Source organism: Chimaeribacter coloradensis (assembly GCF_002858715.1).
GTDB lineage: Bacteria > Pseudomonadota > Gammaproteobacteria > Enterobacterales > Enterobacteriaceae > Chimaeribacter > Chimaeribacter coloradensis.
On record NZ_PJZH01000001.1, the window covers coordinates 248083 to 264703 of the forward strand.

At 59.7% G+C, this 16621-nt stretch carries 19 protein-coding genes; 11 read left to right on the forward strand and 8 right to left on the reverse strand.

Annotated features, from left to right (window positions below):
* The first annotated feature begins 279 nt into the window (after positions 1 to 279).
* The 3 genes from CYR32_RS01075 to CYR32_RS01085 all read left to right on the forward strand — a co-directional run bounded on the left by CYR32_RS01075 (position 280) and on the right by CYR32_RS01085 (position 1477).
* Positions 280 to 798 (forward strand): YlaC family protein, encoded by a 519-nt coding sequence (locus tag CYR32_RS01075; protein ID WP_101821681.1) that lies wholly within the window; start codon positions 280 to 282, stop codon positions 796 to 798.
* Between the two features lie 109 nt (positions 799 to 907).
* Positions 908 to 1180: a hypothetical protein gene (locus CYR32_RS01080; protein WP_101821683.1), complete on the forward strand. Its 273-nt coding sequence runs from the start codon at positions 908 to 910 to the stop codon at positions 1178 to 1180.
* A gap of 36 nt (positions 1181 to 1216) precedes the next feature.
* Positions 1217 to 1477, forward strand: coding sequence for a hypothetical protein (locus CYR32_RS01085; protein WP_101821685.1), 261 nt, complete (start codon positions 1217 to 1219; stop codon positions 1475 to 1477).
* 38 nt (positions 1478 to 1515) lie between these two features.
* Here the strand turns inward: CYR32_RS01085 and CYR32_RS01090 are convergent, their stop codons facing one another.
* On the reverse strand, positions 1516 to 1731 hold the full coding sequence (locus CYR32_RS01090) for a YccJ family protein (protein ID WP_072925535.1): 216 nt from the start codon (positions 1729 to 1731) through the stop codon (positions 1516 to 1518).
* Between the two features lie 208 nt (positions 1732 to 1939).
* On the opposite strand from CYR32_RS01090, the gene CYR32_RS21950 reads away from it, so the two are divergent.
* Positions 1940 to 2071 carry a hypothetical protein gene (locus CYR32_RS21950; RefSeq protein ID WP_277621928.1) on the forward strand — a complete coding sequence of 44 codons (132 nt, stop codon included), beginning with the start codon at positions 1940 to 1942 and terminating at the stop codon, positions 2069 to 2071.
* A gap of 386 nt (positions 2072 to 2457) precedes the next feature.
* A complete protein-coding gene (locus tag CYR32_RS01095) occupies positions 2458 to 2667 on the forward strand; it encodes a hypothetical protein (RefSeq protein ID WP_146000651.1) in 210 nt (69 codons plus the stop codon).
* A gap of 190 nt (positions 2668 to 2857) precedes the next feature.
* On the opposite strand, the gene CYR32_RS01100 is transcribed toward CYR32_RS01095, so the two are convergent.
* The 3 genes from CYR32_RS01100 to CYR32_RS01110 all read right to left on the reverse strand — a co-directional run bounded on the left by CYR32_RS01100 (position 2858) and on the right by CYR32_RS01110 (position 4510).
* Positions 2858 to 3097: a hypothetical protein gene (locus CYR32_RS01100; protein ID WP_101821689.1), complete on the reverse strand. Its 240-nt coding sequence runs from the start codon at positions 3095 to 3097 to the stop codon at positions 2858 to 2860.
* A gap of 156 nt (positions 3098 to 3253) precedes the next feature.
* Positions 3254 to 3697, reverse strand: coding sequence for a universal stress protein (locus tag CYR32_RS01105; RefSeq protein WP_101821691.1), 444 nt, complete (start codon positions 3695 to 3697; stop codon positions 3254 to 3256).
* Positions 3698 to 3727: 30 nt separating this feature from the next.
* Complete coding sequence (locus CYR32_RS01110; RefSeq protein WP_241523720.1) at positions 3728 to 4510, reverse strand: IclR family transcriptional regulator; 783 nt, start codon at positions 4508 to 4510, stop codon at positions 3728 to 3730.
* 245 nt (positions 4511 to 4755) lie between these two features.
* On the opposite strand from CYR32_RS01110, the gene CYR32_RS01115 reads away from it, so the two are divergent.
* Both CYR32_RS01115 and CYR32_RS01120 read left to right on the forward strand, forming a co-directional pair.
* Positions 4756 to 6369, forward strand: coding sequence for an MFS transporter (locus CYR32_RS01115; RefSeq protein ID WP_101821692.1), 1614 nt, complete (start codon positions 4756 to 4758; stop codon positions 6367 to 6369).
* 45 nt (positions 6370 to 6414) lie between these two features.
* Positions 6415 to 7449: an HlyD family secretion protein gene (locus CYR32_RS01120; protein ID WP_101821694.1), complete on the forward strand. Its 1035-nt coding sequence runs from the start codon at positions 6415 to 6417 to the stop codon at positions 7447 to 7449.
* Between the two features lie 88 nt (positions 7450 to 7537).
* Here the strand turns inward: CYR32_RS01120 and mdoC are convergent, their stop codons facing one another.
* Positions 7538 to 8695, reverse strand: coding sequence for a glucans biosynthesis protein MdoC (gene mdoC, locus CYR32_RS01125; RefSeq protein ID WP_101821696.1), 1158 nt, complete (start codon positions 8693 to 8695; stop codon positions 7538 to 7540).
* Positions 8696 to 9053: 358 nt separating this feature from the next.
* On the opposite strand from mdoC, the gene CYR32_RS01130 reads away from it, so the two are divergent.
* The 4 genes from CYR32_RS01130 (at position 9054) to CYR32_RS01145 (ending at position 14224) form a co-directional block, all read left to right on the forward strand.
* Positions 9054 to 10556, forward strand: coding sequence for a glucan biosynthesis protein G (locus CYR32_RS01130; protein WP_101821698.1), 1503 nt, complete (start codon positions 9054 to 9056; stop codon positions 10554 to 10556).
* A complete protein-coding gene (gene mdoH, locus CYR32_RS01135) occupies positions 10549 to 13110 on the forward strand; it encodes a glucans biosynthesis glucosyltransferase MdoH (protein ID WP_101821700.1) in 2562 nt (853 codons plus the stop codon). Before CYR32_RS01130 ends, mdoH begins: the two co-directional genes overlap by 8 nt.
* A gap of 144 nt (positions 13111 to 13254) precedes the next feature.
* Positions 13255 to 13863: a hypothetical protein gene (locus CYR32_RS01140; protein ID WP_101821702.1), complete on the forward strand. Its 609-nt coding sequence runs from the start codon at positions 13255 to 13257 to the stop codon at positions 13861 to 13863.
* A 118-nt stretch (positions 13864 to 13981) separates the two neighbouring features.
* Complete coding sequence (locus CYR32_RS01145; protein ID WP_277621929.1) at positions 13982 to 14224, forward strand: YceK/YidQ family lipoprotein; 243 nt, start codon at positions 13982 to 13984, stop codon at positions 14222 to 14224.
* A 26-nt stretch (positions 14225 to 14250) separates the two neighbouring features.
* Here CYR32_RS01145 and CYR32_RS01150 read toward each other — a convergent pair whose 3' ends face one another.
* From CYR32_RS01150 to CYR32_RS01160, 3 genes are all read right to left on the reverse strand, one after another.
* A complete protein-coding gene (locus CYR32_RS01150) occupies positions 14251 to 14631 on the reverse strand; it encodes a MysB family protein (protein ID WP_101821706.1) in 381 nt (126 codons plus the stop codon).
* A gap of 239 nt (positions 14632 to 14870) precedes the next feature.
* A complete protein-coding gene (gene mdtG / locus CYR32_RS01155) occupies positions 14871 to 16100 on the reverse strand; it encodes a multidrug efflux MFS transporter MdtG (RefSeq protein ID WP_241523721.1) in 1230 nt (409 codons plus the stop codon).
* A gap of 186 nt (positions 16101 to 16286) precedes the next feature.
* A complete protein-coding gene (locus CYR32_RS01160; RefSeq protein WP_101821710.1) occupies positions 16287 to 16571 on the reverse strand; it encodes a YciI family protein in 285 nt (94 codons plus the stop codon).
* Positions 16572 to 16621 lie beyond the last annotated feature (50 nt).

A 16621-nucleotide genomic window follows, 5' to 3' on the forward strand; every position in this document is an offset into this window, starting at 1 on the left:
GAGTGTCAGGGTTACCACGTTAAGGCCGCGGGGCGTCACTCATATCCGTTCAGTGAGATAAAACAGAGGGTTATCATCTTTTTTATCGCGGTCAGTGGGAAATAAACAGGCGGTGCGGCCCAGGAAAATCAAACCCATTTTTCCCAGTGATAAAAGAGAGGGGGATTATCCCCACAAGCTATAACAGATAGGCGGTGAATATCGACGAACTGCTATGCGGGCTATAACAGTCATTGTGCTAGCATACGGCTTCCAACATTATCCCACGAGGGTGACACGATGGACGCCATTAAGACCATCCTGGTCAGAGAGATTCAGCAGATTAACCAACAGGAACGCCGTGACGGCAAGGCGCGTTTCAATACGGAATTTTTCACCAAACACCCGCTGCTCTGCCTGGCGATGCTGGCCGGCTACGTGGCCGTAGGCGTGGTGATGTACTACGCCCCCTATATGGGGCTGGGGTGGTTTGCCGGTTTCACCGCGTTTCTGGTGCTGGTTTCCGGCGGGCTGTTGCTGGACATCAAACCCGTCTACCGCTACGAAGATATCGGCGTGCTGGACCTGCGGGTCTGCTACAACGGTGAGTGGTACTTCAGCCGTGAAGTGCCGGTACACGCGGTAGAGGAGATCCTGGCGCACCCGCAGGTGGCGCAGCCGATCAAGGCGCGTATGCAGGAGATCATCCGCCACAAAGGCGCGATCGATTTTTACGATATCTATGACCTGGCGCGCAAGCAGGCCAGGCAGCCCGCCCCGCTGGCCGCGTCCGGCAGGCAGCAGCAACCTGCACACTGAGTCATAACGCGCCGGGGGAGAGGCAGATTCTGCGTATCCCTCACCGCATTGAATGGGGTAGACTGTGTCTATTCGCGCAATCAATGCGTTGACCCGCTCAGGAGCCGGCGTGCAAAAGATCAAGCTCACCATTCATCACCTCTACCAGGAAAGTGCCGACGGCAAACAGGATGCCCGTGCCACCGCACGCATCTACGCCGGCGACCGCCTGATCCTAACCGAAACCATGGCCGGGCAGGCGCAGCACTACCCGCGCTACCTCAGCGCCGCTGACGATAACGGCGAACCGTTGCGGGTAGAGTGGGAGAGTGACGGCTGTGCGTCGATGTCCGTGACCCGTGCTGAAGTCTGCCCCTGTTGCGGCGGCGACGAGTGGCACTAATCTCAATCTGAACGGGGTGAACCCAGGGAGCCAGTGATGAAGATGCTGCAAAATGAGGCGGATTACCGCAGCTGGATTATGGCGGAGCTGTTTATGGTCAGGGAGCCGCGGGACAGTGCGTTGTTTGTTGAGCAGGAGATCGAGGATTTTATCTTTGATGCCCGCCCGACGGCGTACCCCTGCGTCGCCGTCATGGTGCAGACCAAAGGGGAACCGGCGGTGTGCGAGCCGAAGTTTATCTACAAAGAGCAGGTGTTTGAGTGGGCCCACCAGATGGGGTTCGGCTTCGGCAGCTGACCGGGCCACCGCCGGGGACGGCGGCAGCCCCCGATGTACTACACGTTTTTGCGGTCAATCTTCTCTTCACCCCAGAACAGGTGATCGGCATCGGTTTTTTCAAAGGCTTTCAGCAGCACTTCATCATTGCCTTCTTCCCAGATTTTCTGCGCCAGAACCTCATCATCATTCGCCAGCTCAAAAATCGCTTCTGCAATCTCGATCGATGTGTCCCTGACATTGGCCCAGGATTTCACGTTATTGATATCGGTCATTCAAACTCTCCCTTATTGCGATCGCCAAAGGTGATCCTCTGGTTGTGTTGATGGTGACCCTTTAACTATGGTACTGACCCGGCGGGGATGCAAATCAGCGCCGGTTAACTGCGGGGATTGTGAGCAGGTAGCAATCTGTGCGCAATCTGGCACAGGCCGCGGTGCGTCAGGTATACTGCGGCCCTGCACAACGGGGAGGAGACCCATCATGAGTGATGATATTTTCGATTTTGACATCGACGCCGAGCTGGCAAAAGCCGCCGAAAAGACAGAAAAGAAAGCCGCTGAACTGCCTGAAATTCAGGGTGGTGAAGAGGATTGTGAAGGCTGCAAAATCTGATCCTTCCGGGGAAATCAAAAAACCGCTGCGGCGGTTTTTTTTGTGCGTGCAGAAAATGATTAGCCGTTAAAAAATTAACATAACTAATAGTGTTGTATTATATTATTCCAAACATGTATTTATAGTAATAATATTACTGTAGAAATTCCCGACATTTACAGCGAATTTTAATTAAAAACGAAAATTTAAATTTTCTTTATTGCTTCACTGTTGCTGTTTTGTTATTTTCATTGTCAACCAAGCAGGGAAGCATGAGTAACGCAGGAACGCGTTAAACGACGGGTGATCGGTCTGAGGTGACCTCTTCACCCCCGCCGGAGTCTGTATAGCTGAAAGGCCACGCCATGCACTTGTTAACTACCCCTTTTGAATACCGCAGTTGGATGATGACACATTATTTTATGATCGACTCGGTAGAGGGTGCGTCGTTATTATCTGAAGAGGAGCTGGATGAATATCTCTTTGATTTACGGCCCCTGGATTACCCTTGCCTGGCGATGATCGGCACCTCAATTAATCAGCCGTTGCTGAACGAGGTCACCTTTATTTATCGTGAGCAAATTGCCCTGTGGGCGGAAAAGATGGGCGTCAATTAATTTCCGGGGATAAATAATTGTACAGCCAACACCAGGGTGTACACATAATAACATTTTTACCCCAGTGACTATTTTCAGGCTGCCTGCGGTGTCGGCAGCTTTTTATTTTTATGCCTTCTGCCCTTGTCCGCGGCATGGGGCATAAAAAAACCAGCCGCCAGGCTGGTTTGATGACAACACCCTACAGCGCTTAACGGGTCTGGGTGGTCGTCGAGGTGGAGGTCGCCGTAGAGGTGCCGGTGCCGCCGCTTGGGTCGGTTGCCGCCGCTGCGGCGGCCATGCCGCCGGAGATCAGGGTGGCTTCAGCCGGGGCCGCCGCCCCGGTGCCGCTGCCGGCCGCGATTTCTGCGCCGGCGGTGGTGGCGGCAAAGGCCGACGAGGCCCCCATCAGGGAGAGCGCAATGGCGGCTGCGGTCATCACTTTTTTCATAGATAACTCCTTGTGTGAAATGGAACATAAGTACCCTAACGCAGTAAGCAGTCTACCCGTTGGCCCGCCTGGAAAACATAAGAAAATGATGAAAATCAATGGGAAATTCTGTTTATGTCAATAGGAATAGGGCCAAATTTGCGGGCTTTTTCCACCTCAGTCACGCACCTCGACCAGCACCGGGCAGGGGGCGGTTGCCATAATGTCCGCACACACTGACCCTTTCAGCAGCCGGTCAACCAGGCCACGGTGGCGGTGGCCCATCACAATCACCGACGCCTCCTGGCGTGTCGCCTCGGCCACCAGCGCCTGTGCCGCATCGCCGACAATCACCTGCCCGGTGACCTTCTCCCCCAGCGGATGCAGCTGGGCCATCGCTTCCCGCACGATGCGCGCCGCGGCGCTCTCCTCTTCACAGGCGGGCTGATAGAGCGTGATCTCCCCGGCCGGATCGCTGCCGCTGTTCACGGCGTAGGAGGCATCCACGCAGCAGGTCACGGAGATACGCGCGCCGGAGGCCGCCGCCAGCCCGGCCGCCAGGGCCACCACACGCGGGGTCTGGCGTGAGCCGTCCACCGCCAGCAGGATATGGGTAAACATAGTGTCTCCTTTTGCCGGCACCTGCCGGCCTCAACGGCGATCCAGCCTGCCGATTTCGCCCATTAATGAGGCCCGGCACGCCAGAATGGCGGTGCGCAGGGCCGGTAGCTGCCGTTGCAGACGTTCCGTCGGCACCAGCAGAGAGACAGAATAGCGCCCAAGCAGGGTATCAATCGCGACACCCATTGATGAGATGCCCTCCAGCGTCTCACCATGTTCCACCGCCACGCCCTGTTGCCGCACATCGTGCAGCGCCGCCAGCAGCGAGCCGATGTCACACACCGTATTGTCCGTGACCGGCTCGAACTCCCCGCCAAGCAGCCGCCGCACCTCGTCATCACTGTTCAGCGCCAGCAGCGCCCGGCCGCCGGAGGTGCTGTAGATCGGCAGGTTCAGGCCGAAGCGCGGCACCACGCGCAGTTCGCGGTTCGCCACCACCATATGGACGATGGCGATCTGCCGCCCGCTGGGGCGTGCCAGCGTCACGGTTTCATTGGTTTCGTTACACAGCGCCTGCAAAAAGGGCGTGGCGATGGCGATGATGTCGCTGTGGACGGTGGCGACCAGCCGCAACAGCGTCGGGCCAAGGCGGAAGCCGTGGTTGCCGTGGCTGCGCACCATCCCTTCCTCCGCCAGCGCCGCCACAATCCGCTGCACCGTGGAGCGGGGCAGGGCGACCGCCTGCGCAATCGCCCCGAGGCTCATCCCCTCCGGGTGCGCCCCCAGGGCGTTAAGGATGCTGGCCGCGCGGGCGATCACCTGAATGCCGCCGCTGCGTTCTTCATCAATGGCGTGGCTGTCATGGGTTGTCACACTACGCTTCCTTTTAAGGTAAAAACCGCAGGTATTTAACGGCATTCTGCCGCCGAACTCAACGAGTAACCACATTGCAATACACCGGACCGTATTGTAGTATCCGCAGCGTGACCTGCATCGCATTATGATGCCCGGCACTTCACCTGCCATTATCCGCTCCTGCTTTCTGCTGTGTCATAACCTATGGCCTGTTGCCTCAGCGGCAACGCGGAGCAGCGCGCGTAAAACAAATGAGTTTATTTATGAGTGTAGTCAGTGTGCCGCCGGTAAGTGCCGGCAGCGCTCCTCCCGCTGCCCCCGCGGCCCAGCCCTTTACCGGGCGGCTGGTGGTCGGGCTGGTCGGTGTCTTGATTGCCGCCCTCTCCTCCGGCCTGAATGACCGGGTTACGGACATCGCCCTGAGTGATGTGCGGGGCGCGCTGAGCATCGGCAGTGATGAAGGTTCCTGGCTGATTGGCGGCTATCAGGCGGCGGAAGTGGCCGCCATGATGCTCGCCCCCTGGCTGGCGATGACCTTTTCGATGCGCCGTTTCGCCATGGCGATGGTGCTGGGGTTCGGCCTGCTGGGCGCGGTGATCCCGTTTGCGCCCAATCTGCCGCTGTTCATCGCCCTGCGGGTGATTCAGGGGCTGTTCGGCGGGGCGCTGCCGCCGCTGCTGATGACGGTGGCGCTGCGGTTTCTGCCGCCCGGCTTCAAGCTCTACGGGCTGGGAGCCTATGCGCTCAGCGCCACCTTCGGGCCCAATATGGCGACATCGCTGGCGGCGCTCTGGACCGATCACGTTGGCTGGCAGTTCGTCTACTGGCAGGTGATCCCGCCCTGCCTGCTGGCGTTCGCCATGATCAGCCACGGCATCCCGCAGGACCCGTTGCGGCTGGAGCGGTTCCGGCAGATTGACGCCTTCGGCATGGTCACCGGGTGCAGCGGCGTGGCGATGCTGGTGCTGGCACTGCAACAGGGCGAGCGGCAGGACTGGCTGGCGTCTACGCAGATCTGCGCGCTGCTGTTTGGCGCGGGGGTACTGCTGACGGTGTTCCTGATCAACGAGTGGTATCACCCGCTGCCGCTGTTTAAGTTGCAGATGCTGAAACGGCGCAACCTGGCGCATGGCCTGCTGACGCTGGCCGGGCTGATGGTGGTTTACCTCTCCGGTTCGGCGCTGCCCTCCAACTACCTGATGTCGGTCAACGGTTTCCGCGCCTCGGAGATGGGGCCGCTGTCGCTGACCATCGGCGTGCCGCAACTGGTGATGGCCCCGCTGGTGGCGGCGATCTGTAACCTGCGCTGGGTAGACAGCCGCTGGGTGCTGGCCACCGGGCTGGCGATCCTGGCGTTCGCCTGTTATTGCGGGTCAGAGATCAACAGCGCCTGGGTGCAGGACAACTTCTACTGGCTGCAGGCGATGCAGGCGGTGGCACAGCCGATGGCGGTGATCCCGATCCTGCTGAGCGCCACCAGCGTGGTGCAGCCGCCGGAAGGGCCGTTCGCCTCGGCGATGTTCAACACCGTGCGCGGGCTGGGCAGCGTGGCCGGTTCCGCGCTGCTGGAAACCGTGATCAGCCACCGGGAGAAGTTCCACTCCCATGTGCTGCTGGACCATGCCGGGTCAGTGAGTTACCTGCTGTCGCAACCTTATGACGGCAACCGCGCGCCGCCGGCCCCGCTGAACCCGGACGGCAGCGCCGTCTCCAGCGAGGTGCTGGCGCGCTTCGCCACGCTGGTGAAGCACCAGGCCACTATCCTCGGCCTGAGTGACACCTATCTGATGATCATGGGCGTGGCGCTGGGGCTGATTATCCTGGCGGCGCTGCTGCCGCAGCGGACTTACCCGCCGCAGTCGCTGGTCAACCGTTGATTGCCGTTATACCCGCTCACTGAACGCATATAAGAGAAGAGAACCATGTTAGCAACTTCGTCAAAACGTATTCCGCTGCTGGTGGCAGTGATCCTGATCGCCCTGCTGGCCGGGGTAGTGGTGTGGCGTCTGGCCGGCCACGGCCAGGAAACCACCAATGACGCCTACGTCACCGCAGACTATACGCTGGTGGCACCGCGCATCTCCGGGCATATCGCCGAGGTGCGGGTTGAGGATAACCAGCAGGTCGGGGCCGGGCAGCTGCTGGCCCGGATTGATGACCGTGACTACATCAATGCGCTGAATACCGCGCAGGCGACCCTGGAGAGCAAACAGGCGCAGCTCAAAAGCCTGGATGCGCAGCTGATCAAACAGCAGCAGGTGATTGTTCAGGCACGGGCAGCACTGGATTCCAGCGTGGCCGGGATGAACTACGCGCGTCAGAGCGCCGATCGCTACCGCCGCCTGTTGCAGCAGGGCTCCGGCACCGCCGACCAGCGCGACGAATCAGACGCGACCTACCGTGAAAAAGCCGCCGCGCACCAGAGTGACGTGGCGGCGCTGGAAGCGGCGCAGCAGGAAGTGGACGTGCTGAAGGCGGAGCGCGCCGAAGCGCTGGCCGCGATTGATGCCGCCAACGCCGACCTCAGCCAGGCGAAGCTGAACCTCTCCTATACCCGCATCACCGCGCCGGTGGCCGGGACGGTGGGGCAGCGCTCCCTGCGGGTCGGGGCCTATGTCAGCGCCGGGACGCGGGTGCTGGCGGTGGTGCCGCTGCAACACGCCTACATTGTCGCCAACTACCTGGAGACCCAGCTGGGCGGCGTGGTGCCGGACCAGCCGGTCAGCATCCGCGTGGATGCGCTGCCGGATGCGGTGCTGCACGGCCATGTGGAGAGCATCGCCCCGGCCACCGGCGCGACCTTCTCGCCGATTGCCGCCGATAACGCGACCGGTAACTTCACCAAAGTGGCACAGCGCCTGGCGGTGAAAATTGTGCTGGATGCCGACCAGCCGCTGGTGCAGCGCCTGCGGGTGGGAATGTCCGTGGTACCGACCATCGATACCGCGCACCCTTAATTGCCGCCTGATCCGATGCCATAAAAAGCAGCGGCAATAAAAAACGCCCGCCCCGGTCACCGGCGCGGGCGTTTTGCTGCCCGGCGGCTCAGCGGGAAGAGGGCACCACCACCGGTTTCTGGGATTTACCGGAGAAGAGGAAACGCAGCAGCGGAATACGCTGATGCACTTCATACAGCAGGAAAGCCAGGCCGAAAACAAATATCAGCCCCAGCCCAAAACCGATGAGATTATTCTCAATGCGCGGGGTGACAAAGGCGCCATATATCAGCGTCAGCGGGTGGTGAACCAGATAGATAAATAGCGACGCATTGACCAGATAGGTAATACGCGGCGAATGGCTGTTGAGCAGCCGGTGGCCGAAGGCAAACACCAGATTGACCATCACAATGCCCAGCGTGCCGGTAATCAGCGTATCGATTTCCGGCTGGAAATGCGCATGGTCATTGAGATGCTGGTTGGCGATATAGGCGGCAAACAGCAGCGGTGCCAGCAGCAGCGCCAGCGGTGAAGGCTTGAGCAGCATGGCTTTCAGCCACGCATATTTAAAGGCCAGCGCGCCGAGAATAAAGAACGGCAGATAAAACAGCGATTCCATCACCACAAAATTAAATACGCTGTTGAATAACAGGTCCGGCAGCACAATAAATATGCCGCGCTGAATTACCGCGTAGCCTATGCTGAAGATCAGAAAATAAAATAAGAGTTTTCCTAAGCCCTGAAAATGGTTAACCGGAAAAGGAATCCGATTAGTCTGAATTGCTTTCAGCCGGCGGAAAATAGAGAAGCCGAGACAGGTAAGAATAACCAATGTTAACAAAAACCAGAGGTGTGAAACTAATTCCCAGATTGAGACATTAATTTTTTCATACAGGGTAAAGGTGGCCCAGCCCTGAATCCGCTGGGTGAAATTCTTCAGCATATAGAATTGCGGCAGGGTGATCAGCACCACCGCGGACAGCATCGGGATCGCCACCCGCTCCAGCCGCACCTTCAGCCAGCGTTGCGGCTCGTAGCGCTCATAGAGCATATAAGAGAAATAGCCGGAGATAACAAAGAACACCTGCATCCGGAAAGCGTGGATCACATCATTCAGCACCGTAAGCAGCACAGAGGAGGTCTGGCTGTTGACCGCCCATTCGTGGCTGGAGTAGATCAATGAAAGGTGGAACGGAATGCCGAGCAACATCAAATAGGCCCGGATAGAATCGAGAAAGTATTCTCGTGATACTGTTTTTGTTGTCATAAGTTTCCAGGGTTTTACTTTAAGGTCCCGGCGCTTATTTTAGCGCGTTTCATAAAACAGGGCGATTCGGGTTACTCTCAAACCGTTTGGCTTAAATCGCGGGAGAAAAACCCTACTATAGCGCCCCGCAATTTTCCATAGCCGTTTAATCTTCCTATTGCTACTCTTGATCCCGGTCAGCTGATTAAACAGTGACCCACAGAGAGGAACCATCCATTTATCATGTTGTCGGATAGCTAAATAATCCTTTAATATGGATTTCGAATGATTTCAGCACTCGAAAGGGGGGGTTGTGCGAGTTAAAAATGTAGCCAAGGGGCCGGGTGTGGCAAAAGTATGTGCGTTAAGTGCCTTTGTCATGATGACATTGGGTGTATCACCGGCATGGGCGTTTTCCATGGATGAGGTGGCCAAGCAGGCTAAAGAGCTGGCAGGAAAGGGTTTTGAGGCGCCGAAGAGCAATCTCCCCTCGCAGTTCCGTGAAATGAAATTCGCGGATTACCAGCAGATCCAGTTTAACCATGACAAAGCCTACTGGAACAAGCTGAACACGCCGTTCAAGCTGGAGTTCTACCACCAGGGTATGTACTTCGAATACCCGGTCAAAATCAATGAAGTCACCGGCAATACGGTGAATGAGATCAGCTACAGCCCGGACTACTTTAACTTCGGCAACGTCAAGCATGATGCCGACGCCGTGAAAAACCTCGGTTTCGCCGGTTTCAAGGTGCTCTACCCGCTGAATAAAGCGGATAAGAATGATGAGATCATGAGCGTGCTGGGCGCGAGCTATTTCCGCGTCATCGGCAAGGATCAGGTCTACGGCCTCTCCGCCCGCGGCCTGGCGATCGATACCGCGCTCGCCTCCGGCGAGGAGTTCCCGCGTTTCCGTGAATTCTGGATTGAGCGCCCGAACCCGGACGAGAAGCACCTGGTGATCTACGCGCTGCTGGATTCCCCGCGCGCCGCCGGGGCCTACCGTTTCGACCTCTACCCGGGGCGTGAAACCACTGTGGATGTGCAGGCCAAAGTCTACCTGCGTGACAAAGTCGGCAAGCTCGGCATCGCCCCGCTGACCAGTATGTTCCTGTTCGGGCCGAACCAGCCTTCGCCGACCATGAACTACCGCCAGGCGCTGCATGACTCCAACGGCCTGTCGATCCATGCCGGGAACGGCGAGTGGATCTGGCGCCCGCTGAACAACCCGCGCCACCTGTCGGTCAGCACCTATACCATCGAGAATCCGAAAGGGTTTGGCCTGCTGCAACGCGGCCGTGACTTCTCGCAGTATGAGGATCTGGATGACCGCTACGATCTGCGCCCGAGCGGCTGGGTGGAAACCCGCGGCGACTGGGGCAAAGGCCGGGTGGAGCTGGTGGAGATCCCGACCGCCGATGAAACCAATGACAACATCGTCGCCTACTGGTCACCGGAAAAGCTGCCGGAAGCCGGTAAGCCGCTGGACCTGAGCTACCGCCTGCACTTCACCCGTGATGAGGAGAAGCTGCACTCGCCGGATCTGGCGTACGTCAAACAGACGCTGCGCTCCGCAGGCGATGTGAAGCAGTCCAACCTGATCCGTGAGCCGGACGGCAGCATCGCGCTGCTGGTGGATTTCGCCGGGCCGGTGCTGAAAGCGCTGAAAGACGACACCCCGGTCGCCTCACAGGTCAGTGTGAATGACAATGCGGACATGGTCGAAAACAACGTCCGTTATAACCCGGTCACCAAAGGCTGGCGTCTCACCTTGCGCGTCAAGGTCAAGGATCCGAAGAAACCGGTCGAGATGCGTGCCGCGCTGGTCAATGGTGACAAACCGTTGAGTGAAACCTGGAGCTATCAGCTGCCTGCCAATGAATAAGTCAACGCCGTTACCCCACGAATATATTGACGCACTGCCCCTCTCCAGCCAGGAGAAGGGCTCGCTGACCGGACGCCTGCCGTCCGGCGGCGACGCGGCTTTTGCCGGTCTGCACCAGGAACTCGCCGGTGCAGCGGCTGTCACGCCGGAGGTGGAGGATGCACCGCTGGCCTCCGTCAAAACCCGCCTGCAACACGCCTGGCCCGATGTGGCGACGGAAAACGGCCTGCTGGGTGAGGACGCCGAAGGGCGTACCACCCTGAAAGCGATGCCGCCGATCCGCCGCTCCAGCATGTTCCCGGAGGCCTGGCGCACTAACCCGCTGGCCCGTTTCTGGGACTCCCTGCTGGGCCGCAGCGCCATGCCGCAGGCACCGATCTCCGCTGAAATGGCGGAGTCGGAGAAGCGCTGGCGGGTGGTCGGTTCCCTGCGCCGCTACATCCTGCTGTTCCTGATGCTGGTGCAGACCGGCATCGCCACCTGGTACATGAAAACCATCCTGCCGTATCAGGGCTGGGCGCTGATCGACCCGATGGAGATCTTCAACCAGGATCTGATGCAGTCCGTGCTGCAACTGCTGCCCTATGTGTTGCAGACCGGTATCCTGGTGCTGTTCGCCATTCTCTTCTGCTGGGTCTCCGCCGGGTTCTGGACGGCGCTGATGGGCTTCCTGCAGCTGCTGATCGGCAAGGACAAATACAGCATCTCCGCCTCCAGCACCGGCACCGAGCCGCTTGACCCGGCGCAGCGCACCGCGCTTATCATGCCGATCTGTAACGAAGACGTGGAACGCGTCTTTGCCGGCCTGCGCGCGACCTATGAGTCGGTGAAGCGCACCGGGGACCTCGAGCATTTCGACATCTATGTGCTGAGTGACAGTTACGACCCGGACATCTGCGTCGCGGAGCAGAAAGCCTGGCTGGAGCTTTGCAACGAGGTGGATGGCCACGGCAAGATCTTCTACCGCCGCCGCCGCCGCCGCGTGAAACGCAAAAGCGGCAACATCGATGACTGGTGCCGCCGCTGGGGCGGGGATTACAGCTACATGGTGATCCTGGATGCCGACAGCGTGATGAGCGGTGAGTGTCTCACCGGCCTGGTGCGCCTGATGAACGCCAACCCGCACGCCGGGATTATCCAGTCCTCACCAAAAGCGTCGGGTATGGATACGCTCTACGCGCGCCTGCAACAGTTCGCCACCCGCGTCTATGGGCCGCTGTTCACCGCCGGCCTGCACTTCTGGCAGCTGGGCGAGTCGCACTACTGGGGCCATAACGCCATTATCCGCGTGAAGCCGTTTATCGAGCACTGTGCGCTGGCGCCGCTGCCGGGTGAAGGCTCCTTCGCCGGGTCTATTCTCTCCCACGACTTCGTGGAGGCCGCGCTGATGCGCCGTGCCGGCTGGGGCGTCTGGATCGCCTATGACCTGCCGGGAAGCTATGAGGAGCTGCCGCCGAACCTGCTGGATGAGCTGAAGCGTGACCGCCGCTGGTGCCACGGTAACCTGATGAACTTCCGTTTGTTCCTGGTGAAAGGGATGCACCCGGTGCACCGTGCGGTGTTCCTGACCGGCGTGATGTCCTACCTCTCTGCGCCGCTGTGGTTTATGTTCCTGGCGCTCTCCACCGCGTTGCAGGTGGTGCACACCCTGATGGAGCCGCAGTACTTCCTCCAGCCGCGCCAGCTCTTCCCGGTGTGGCCGCAGTGGCGTCCGGAGCTGGCGATTGCGCTCTTCTCCACCACGCTGGTGCTGCTGTTCCTGCCGAAATTGCTCAGTGTGGTGCTGATCTGGGCGAAAGGGGCGAAGGAGTACGGCGGGGCGTTCCGGCTGTTTATCTCGATGCTGATGGAGATGCTCTTCTCGGTGCTGCTGGCACCGGTGCGGATGCTGTTCCATACGGTGTTCGTGGTCAGCGCCTTCCTGGGCTGGGAAGTGGTCTGGAATTCGCCGCAGCGTGATGACGATGACACCCCGTGGGGTGAGTCCTTCCGCCGCCACGGCTCGCAGATGCTGCTGGGCCTGGTCTGGGCGGGCGGTATGGCCTGGCTGGACCTGCGCTTCCTCTGGTGGCTGGCCCCGATCGTCTTCTCCCTGATCCTCTCGCCGATTGTCTCGGTGCTGTCGAGCCGCGCGACCCTTGGCCTGAAGAGCAAGCGCGCCAAGCTGTTCCTGATCCCGGAGGAGTACAATCCGCCGCGTGAACTGGTGGCGACGGACGAGTACCTGACCCTGAACCGGGAGCGCGCGCTGGACAACGGCTTTATGCACGCCGTGGTGGACCCGTCCTTCAACGCCCTGGCGACCGCGATGGCGACGTCACGCCACCATACCCGCGCGGCCATTGAGCGCTGGCGTCAAGAGCGCCTGAGCCAGGCGCTGCAGGTGGGCCCGGCCCGGCTGAACAAAGCGGAACGTTTGCTGCTGCTGAGTGACCCGGTGCTGATGGCGCGCCTGCACAATGAAGTGTGGAGCCACCCGGAACATAGCCAGCAGTGGCGCGATTACTACCGCACCCTGCCGCGCAACGATCTGGCGTTCCCTCACGCCGGCTGATAGCACCGTGACCCCCGGAAAGCGGAATGCGTGAGCATTCCGCTTTTTTTATGGGCGGTTGCCGGGCATTCGGCATCAAAAGCTTAAAAGCCTCTTCTTAACCTGACTACTATGCACGCCGTTTATAATTATAAGAGAAATGATATGTCTTCTGATTTGCACACCATTGCACGTGCGCTCCGGCACTTCCTGATCTGCGCCGGGGTCATCGCGTTTTTCTCCTCGCTGCTGTTTGTCGATGTCATCTGGCTGCATAATTTCGTTAAAGAGATCTCCCTGACCGAGATCGCCCAGGAGGGGCTGCTGGCCGCCACGGCGCTGGTGTATTTCCTGCTGGCGCGCCGCTACCCGGCATGGCGTTACGGCTTTGTGCTGCTCGGCGGTTTTCTGACCACGATGCTGATCCGCGAGCTGGATGCACTGTTCGACCTGGTGAAACATGGCAGCTGGGTTTATGTGGCGCTGCTGGTGACGCTGGCTTGCCTGGCAGGGGCGGCAACCCATATGCGTTCCACCGTGGCCGGGCTGGCCTGCTTTGTCCGTGCGCGCAGCTACGGCATGATGATCTGCGGCCTGCTCTGCATTCTGCTGTTTTCACGCCTGATCGGCATGCACGCTATCTGGGAGCATGTGCTGCTGGACGGGTATGACCGCACCGCCAAAAACGTCGTGGAAGAGGGCGTGGAGCTGTTCGGCTACACCCTCTGCTTCCTGGCCAGCGTGCAGTTTATGCGTGGGCTGCCGCGTACCTGACTTTACACCCTCTTAACTTTCCTGCCGGCGCAGGCAGCGGCACCCCCATGCTATGCTAAGGCATGAGGTTTCAACGCCTGCGCACCGGGCGCAGCGTAATACGAAAGGTAACGGTGTGGTGCAAAACAGGGTCTTACGGATTATTACGGTGGGGATGATGGCGGGAGTGCTGAGCGGGTGCGGCAGCATCATCAGCCGGACGATGCCGGGGCAGGGGCACGGCAACCAGTACTACCCCGGCGTCCAGTGGGATCTGCGTGACAGCGCCTGGCGCTATGTCACGGTGATTGATGTCCCGCTGTCGATGATTGTCGATACCTTTATGCTGCCGATTGACGCCCGCCACGGCCCTTACGAATAGGGGCGGGCATCACGCAGGGGCGGGGATTATCGCTCATCCCACTCATCGGCAGCTGTTTTGCCCTCTTCGGTGTCCAGCGGCGGTGCCAGCTGGAATTCACCCTCATCCCACTCATGCAGGGTGTTCTCTTCCTGCCACTCCAGGCGCAGTTCCGTCTCATCAAAATCTTCATCATAGATGGCCTGCGCCGCCGCGCCGCTGCGGAACGGCAGGCCCTCTATCGCATCGCCTTCATCCAGGAAAAACTCTGCCTGCCACATGATATCGCCATCCTGCAGCACATATTTTTGCAGGTTGAACTGTTGCGGCGAAGGGATTTCGTCATCCGCGTAGTCATCTGCCAGCGCTTCCAGGTACTCTTCGCGCGCAACTTCAATGGCTTCTTCCAGGGTTGCATACATGCTCATTATCGGCCTCCTTCAATAACACGGTTGCGCCGTGTCCGCGCAGTAAACAGGGGTACCGGTTAAGTGTTACCGGTGAGACGGAGGATGCAAGTTTTTGGCGAAGGGAATATGAATAAAATTTTTTATGCTGCCTGCGGCGGGAATGCCGCTGATCTTACGCTATTTTATCAGGTGAAATTTAATCAATACGCGCTATGCCGGGCAGGCAGGCAGCATGAAACCGCCGGGCAGGTTGCGGCTTATTTCAGCAGGGCCCGTTTTGGCCCGCGCTGCAGGCACCAGTAGGAGTAGACCGCGTTGAACAGCACCACGCAGGCGGTGACGCCAAACACGGCCCGGAAGCCGTAACCGGCCGAAACCGCCGCGCCCAGCAGCGGGCCGGTGACGTTGCCGATGTCGCGGAAGGACTGGTTATAGCTGAAGACCCGACCGGCCACCTGCTGGGTGCTGTTGTAAATCAGCAACGTCTGCACCGCCGGCAACAGCGCGCCGTCAGTCGCGCCGAGCAGAAAACGCAGGATGCCGAGCTGCACCGGCGTCTGCACAAAGGCCATCGGGATCAGGATCACCACTGAGAGCGCCATCATCGCGATCAGGATGCGCTCCGGGCCGATGCGGTCCCCCAGTTTTCCCAGCCGCGGCGCGCTGATCAGCGCCGCCACGCCCGGCACCGAGGCGATCATGCCGCTGATAAAGGCGAGGTTCTGGGTATCCCCGGCCAGTTCCCGCACGTAGAGCGTCAGGATAGGGGCAATAGAGCCGGTGGCCACCTGGATGATCAGCGTGGTGACAAACAAACAGAGCACCAGTTTCGGGTTCTTCAGCGAGGCCAGCACCTGGCGGCCGTTCAGCATGTCCCGTTTGGAGACCGGCACAAACTGCTCTTTTATCAGAAACAGGGTGAAGATAAAGCAGACAAACAGCACCAGCGCGGTGATGAAAAACACCGGGCGCAGGCCGTAGCGGTCCGCCAGCAGCCCGCCAATCAGCGGCCCGATCAGCGCGCCGCTCACCGCACCGGTCGAGAGCGTCCCCAGCGCCCAGCCGCTTTTATTGCGCGGCACCTGTGTGGCAATCAGCGCGTTGGCATTCGGCACAAACCCGCCCAGCAGCCCCAGCACGGCGCGCAGCGCCAGAAGCTGCCAGATAGAGGTTGCCAGCCCCATCAGCACCATCACAATCGCCATACCCAGCGCAGAGCGCAGCAGCATCAGCTTGCGCCCTTTGCGGTCGGCCAGCCCGCCCCAGAACGGCGAGGCGATGGCGGAGAACAGAAAGGTGATGCTGAACACCAGCCCCGACCACATATTTACCGCCTCATGGCCGGTGACACCGAGCGTCTCGATATAGAGCGGCAGGAAAGGCATGATCAGACTGAAGGCGCTGCCGGTCAGAAAACAGCCGAGCCAGGCCACCGCCAGGTTGCGTTTCCAGTTAATCGGCACAGCAGCGGAAGGGGGAGTCTGCACAGCGGGACGGTATCCTGCAATCAAAGGGAAAAGGCACGCCCATCCGGGGCGCATGAAAAACAGACGATTAGCCTGATAAGTATGCGCCGGAATTGCTGTATTATCAACCAGCTGAAGAGAGAAGGGGGAGGGAAAGGGCGCGGCGGCAGGAAACGCAGCGGGCCGGCAGGAGGCCGCCCGGAGAGATCAGAGGCCTTTCAGGCAGGCCAGTTGCGCGTTGGTGAGGGTCACCTCCAGCGTGGTGACCTCATAACGGGCCACCGCCTGGAACGGGTCTTCACTCAGGATGCGGTCCAACTCCTCGCGGGACACGCCCTGTGCCAGCACCACGCCGCCGTTGCGTGGGTTCTTGCGCCCGGCTGCCATAAAGGTGCCGTCCTGGAAATAGCGGTCAAGCCAGGCAAGGTGGCCTTCAAGGTGGGCGTCCACGGCGTCCAGGGGCTGGGTATAGGTCAGGCTGACGATGTACATAGCGATCTCCGGTTAAAAAAGGAGGGCAGCGGCCCTCCGTGATAAAAAGT

Excerpts from the sequence above, each read along its gene's own strand:
- CYR32_RS01095 (WP_146000651.1), top strand. The coding sequence starts at position 2,458 with ATGACACATTATTTTATGATCGACTCGGTAGAGGGTGCGTCGTTATTA.
- CYR32_RS01130 (WP_101821698.1), top strand. The coding sequence starts at position 9,054 with ATGATGACATTGGGTGTATCACCGGCATGGGCGTTTTCCATGGATGAG.
- CYR32_RS21950 (WP_277621928.1), top strand. The coding sequence starts at position 1,940 with ATGAGTGATGATATTTTCGATTTTGACATCGACGCCGAGCTGGCAAAA.
- CYR32_RS01105 (WP_101821691.1), bottom strand. The coding sequence starts at position 3,697 with ATGTTTACCCATATCCTGCTGGCGGTGGACGGCTCACGCCAGACCCCG.
- CYR32_RS01075 (WP_101821681.1), top strand. The coding sequence starts at position 280 with ATGGACGCCATTAAGACCATCCTGGTCAGAGAGATTCAGCAGATTAAC.
- CYR32_RS01085 (WP_101821685.1), top strand. The coding sequence starts at position 1,217 with ATGAAGATGCTGCAAAATGAGGCGGATTACCGCAGCTGGATTATGGCG.
- CYR32_RS01140 (WP_101821702.1), top strand. The coding sequence starts at position 13,255 with ATGTCTTCTGATTTGCACACCATTGCACGTGCGCTCCGGCACTTCCTG.
- mdoH (WP_101821700.1), top strand. The coding sequence starts at position 10,549 with ATGAATAAGTCAACGCCGTTACCCCACGAATATATTGACGCACTGCCC.
- CYR32_RS01090 (WP_072925535.1), bottom strand. The coding sequence starts at position 1,731 with ATGACCGATATCAATAACGTGAAATCCTGGGCCAATGTCAGGGACACA.
- CYR32_RS01120 (WP_101821694.1), top strand. The coding sequence starts at position 6,415 with ATGTTAGCAACTTCGTCAAAACGTATTCCGCTGCTGGTGGCAGTGATC.
- mdoC (WP_101821696.1), bottom strand. The coding sequence starts at position 8,695 with ATGACAACAAAAACAGTATCACGAGAATACTTTCTCGATTCTATCCGG.
- CYR32_RS01160 (WP_101821710.1), bottom strand. The coding sequence starts at position 16,571 with ATGTACATCGTCAGCCTGACCTATACCCAGCCCCTGGACGCCGTGGAC.
- CYR32_RS01115 (WP_101821692.1), top strand. The coding sequence starts at position 4,756 with ATGAGTGTAGTCAGTGTGCCGCCGGTAAGTGCCGGCAGCGCTCCTCCC.
- CYR32_RS01100 (WP_101821689.1), bottom strand. The coding sequence starts at position 3,097 with ATGAAAAAAGTGATGACCGCAGCCGCCATTGCGCTCTCCCTGATGGGG.
- CYR32_RS01150 (WP_101821706.1), bottom strand. The coding sequence starts at position 14,631 with ATGAGCATGTATGCAACCCTGGAAGAAGCCATTGAAGTTGCGCGCGAA.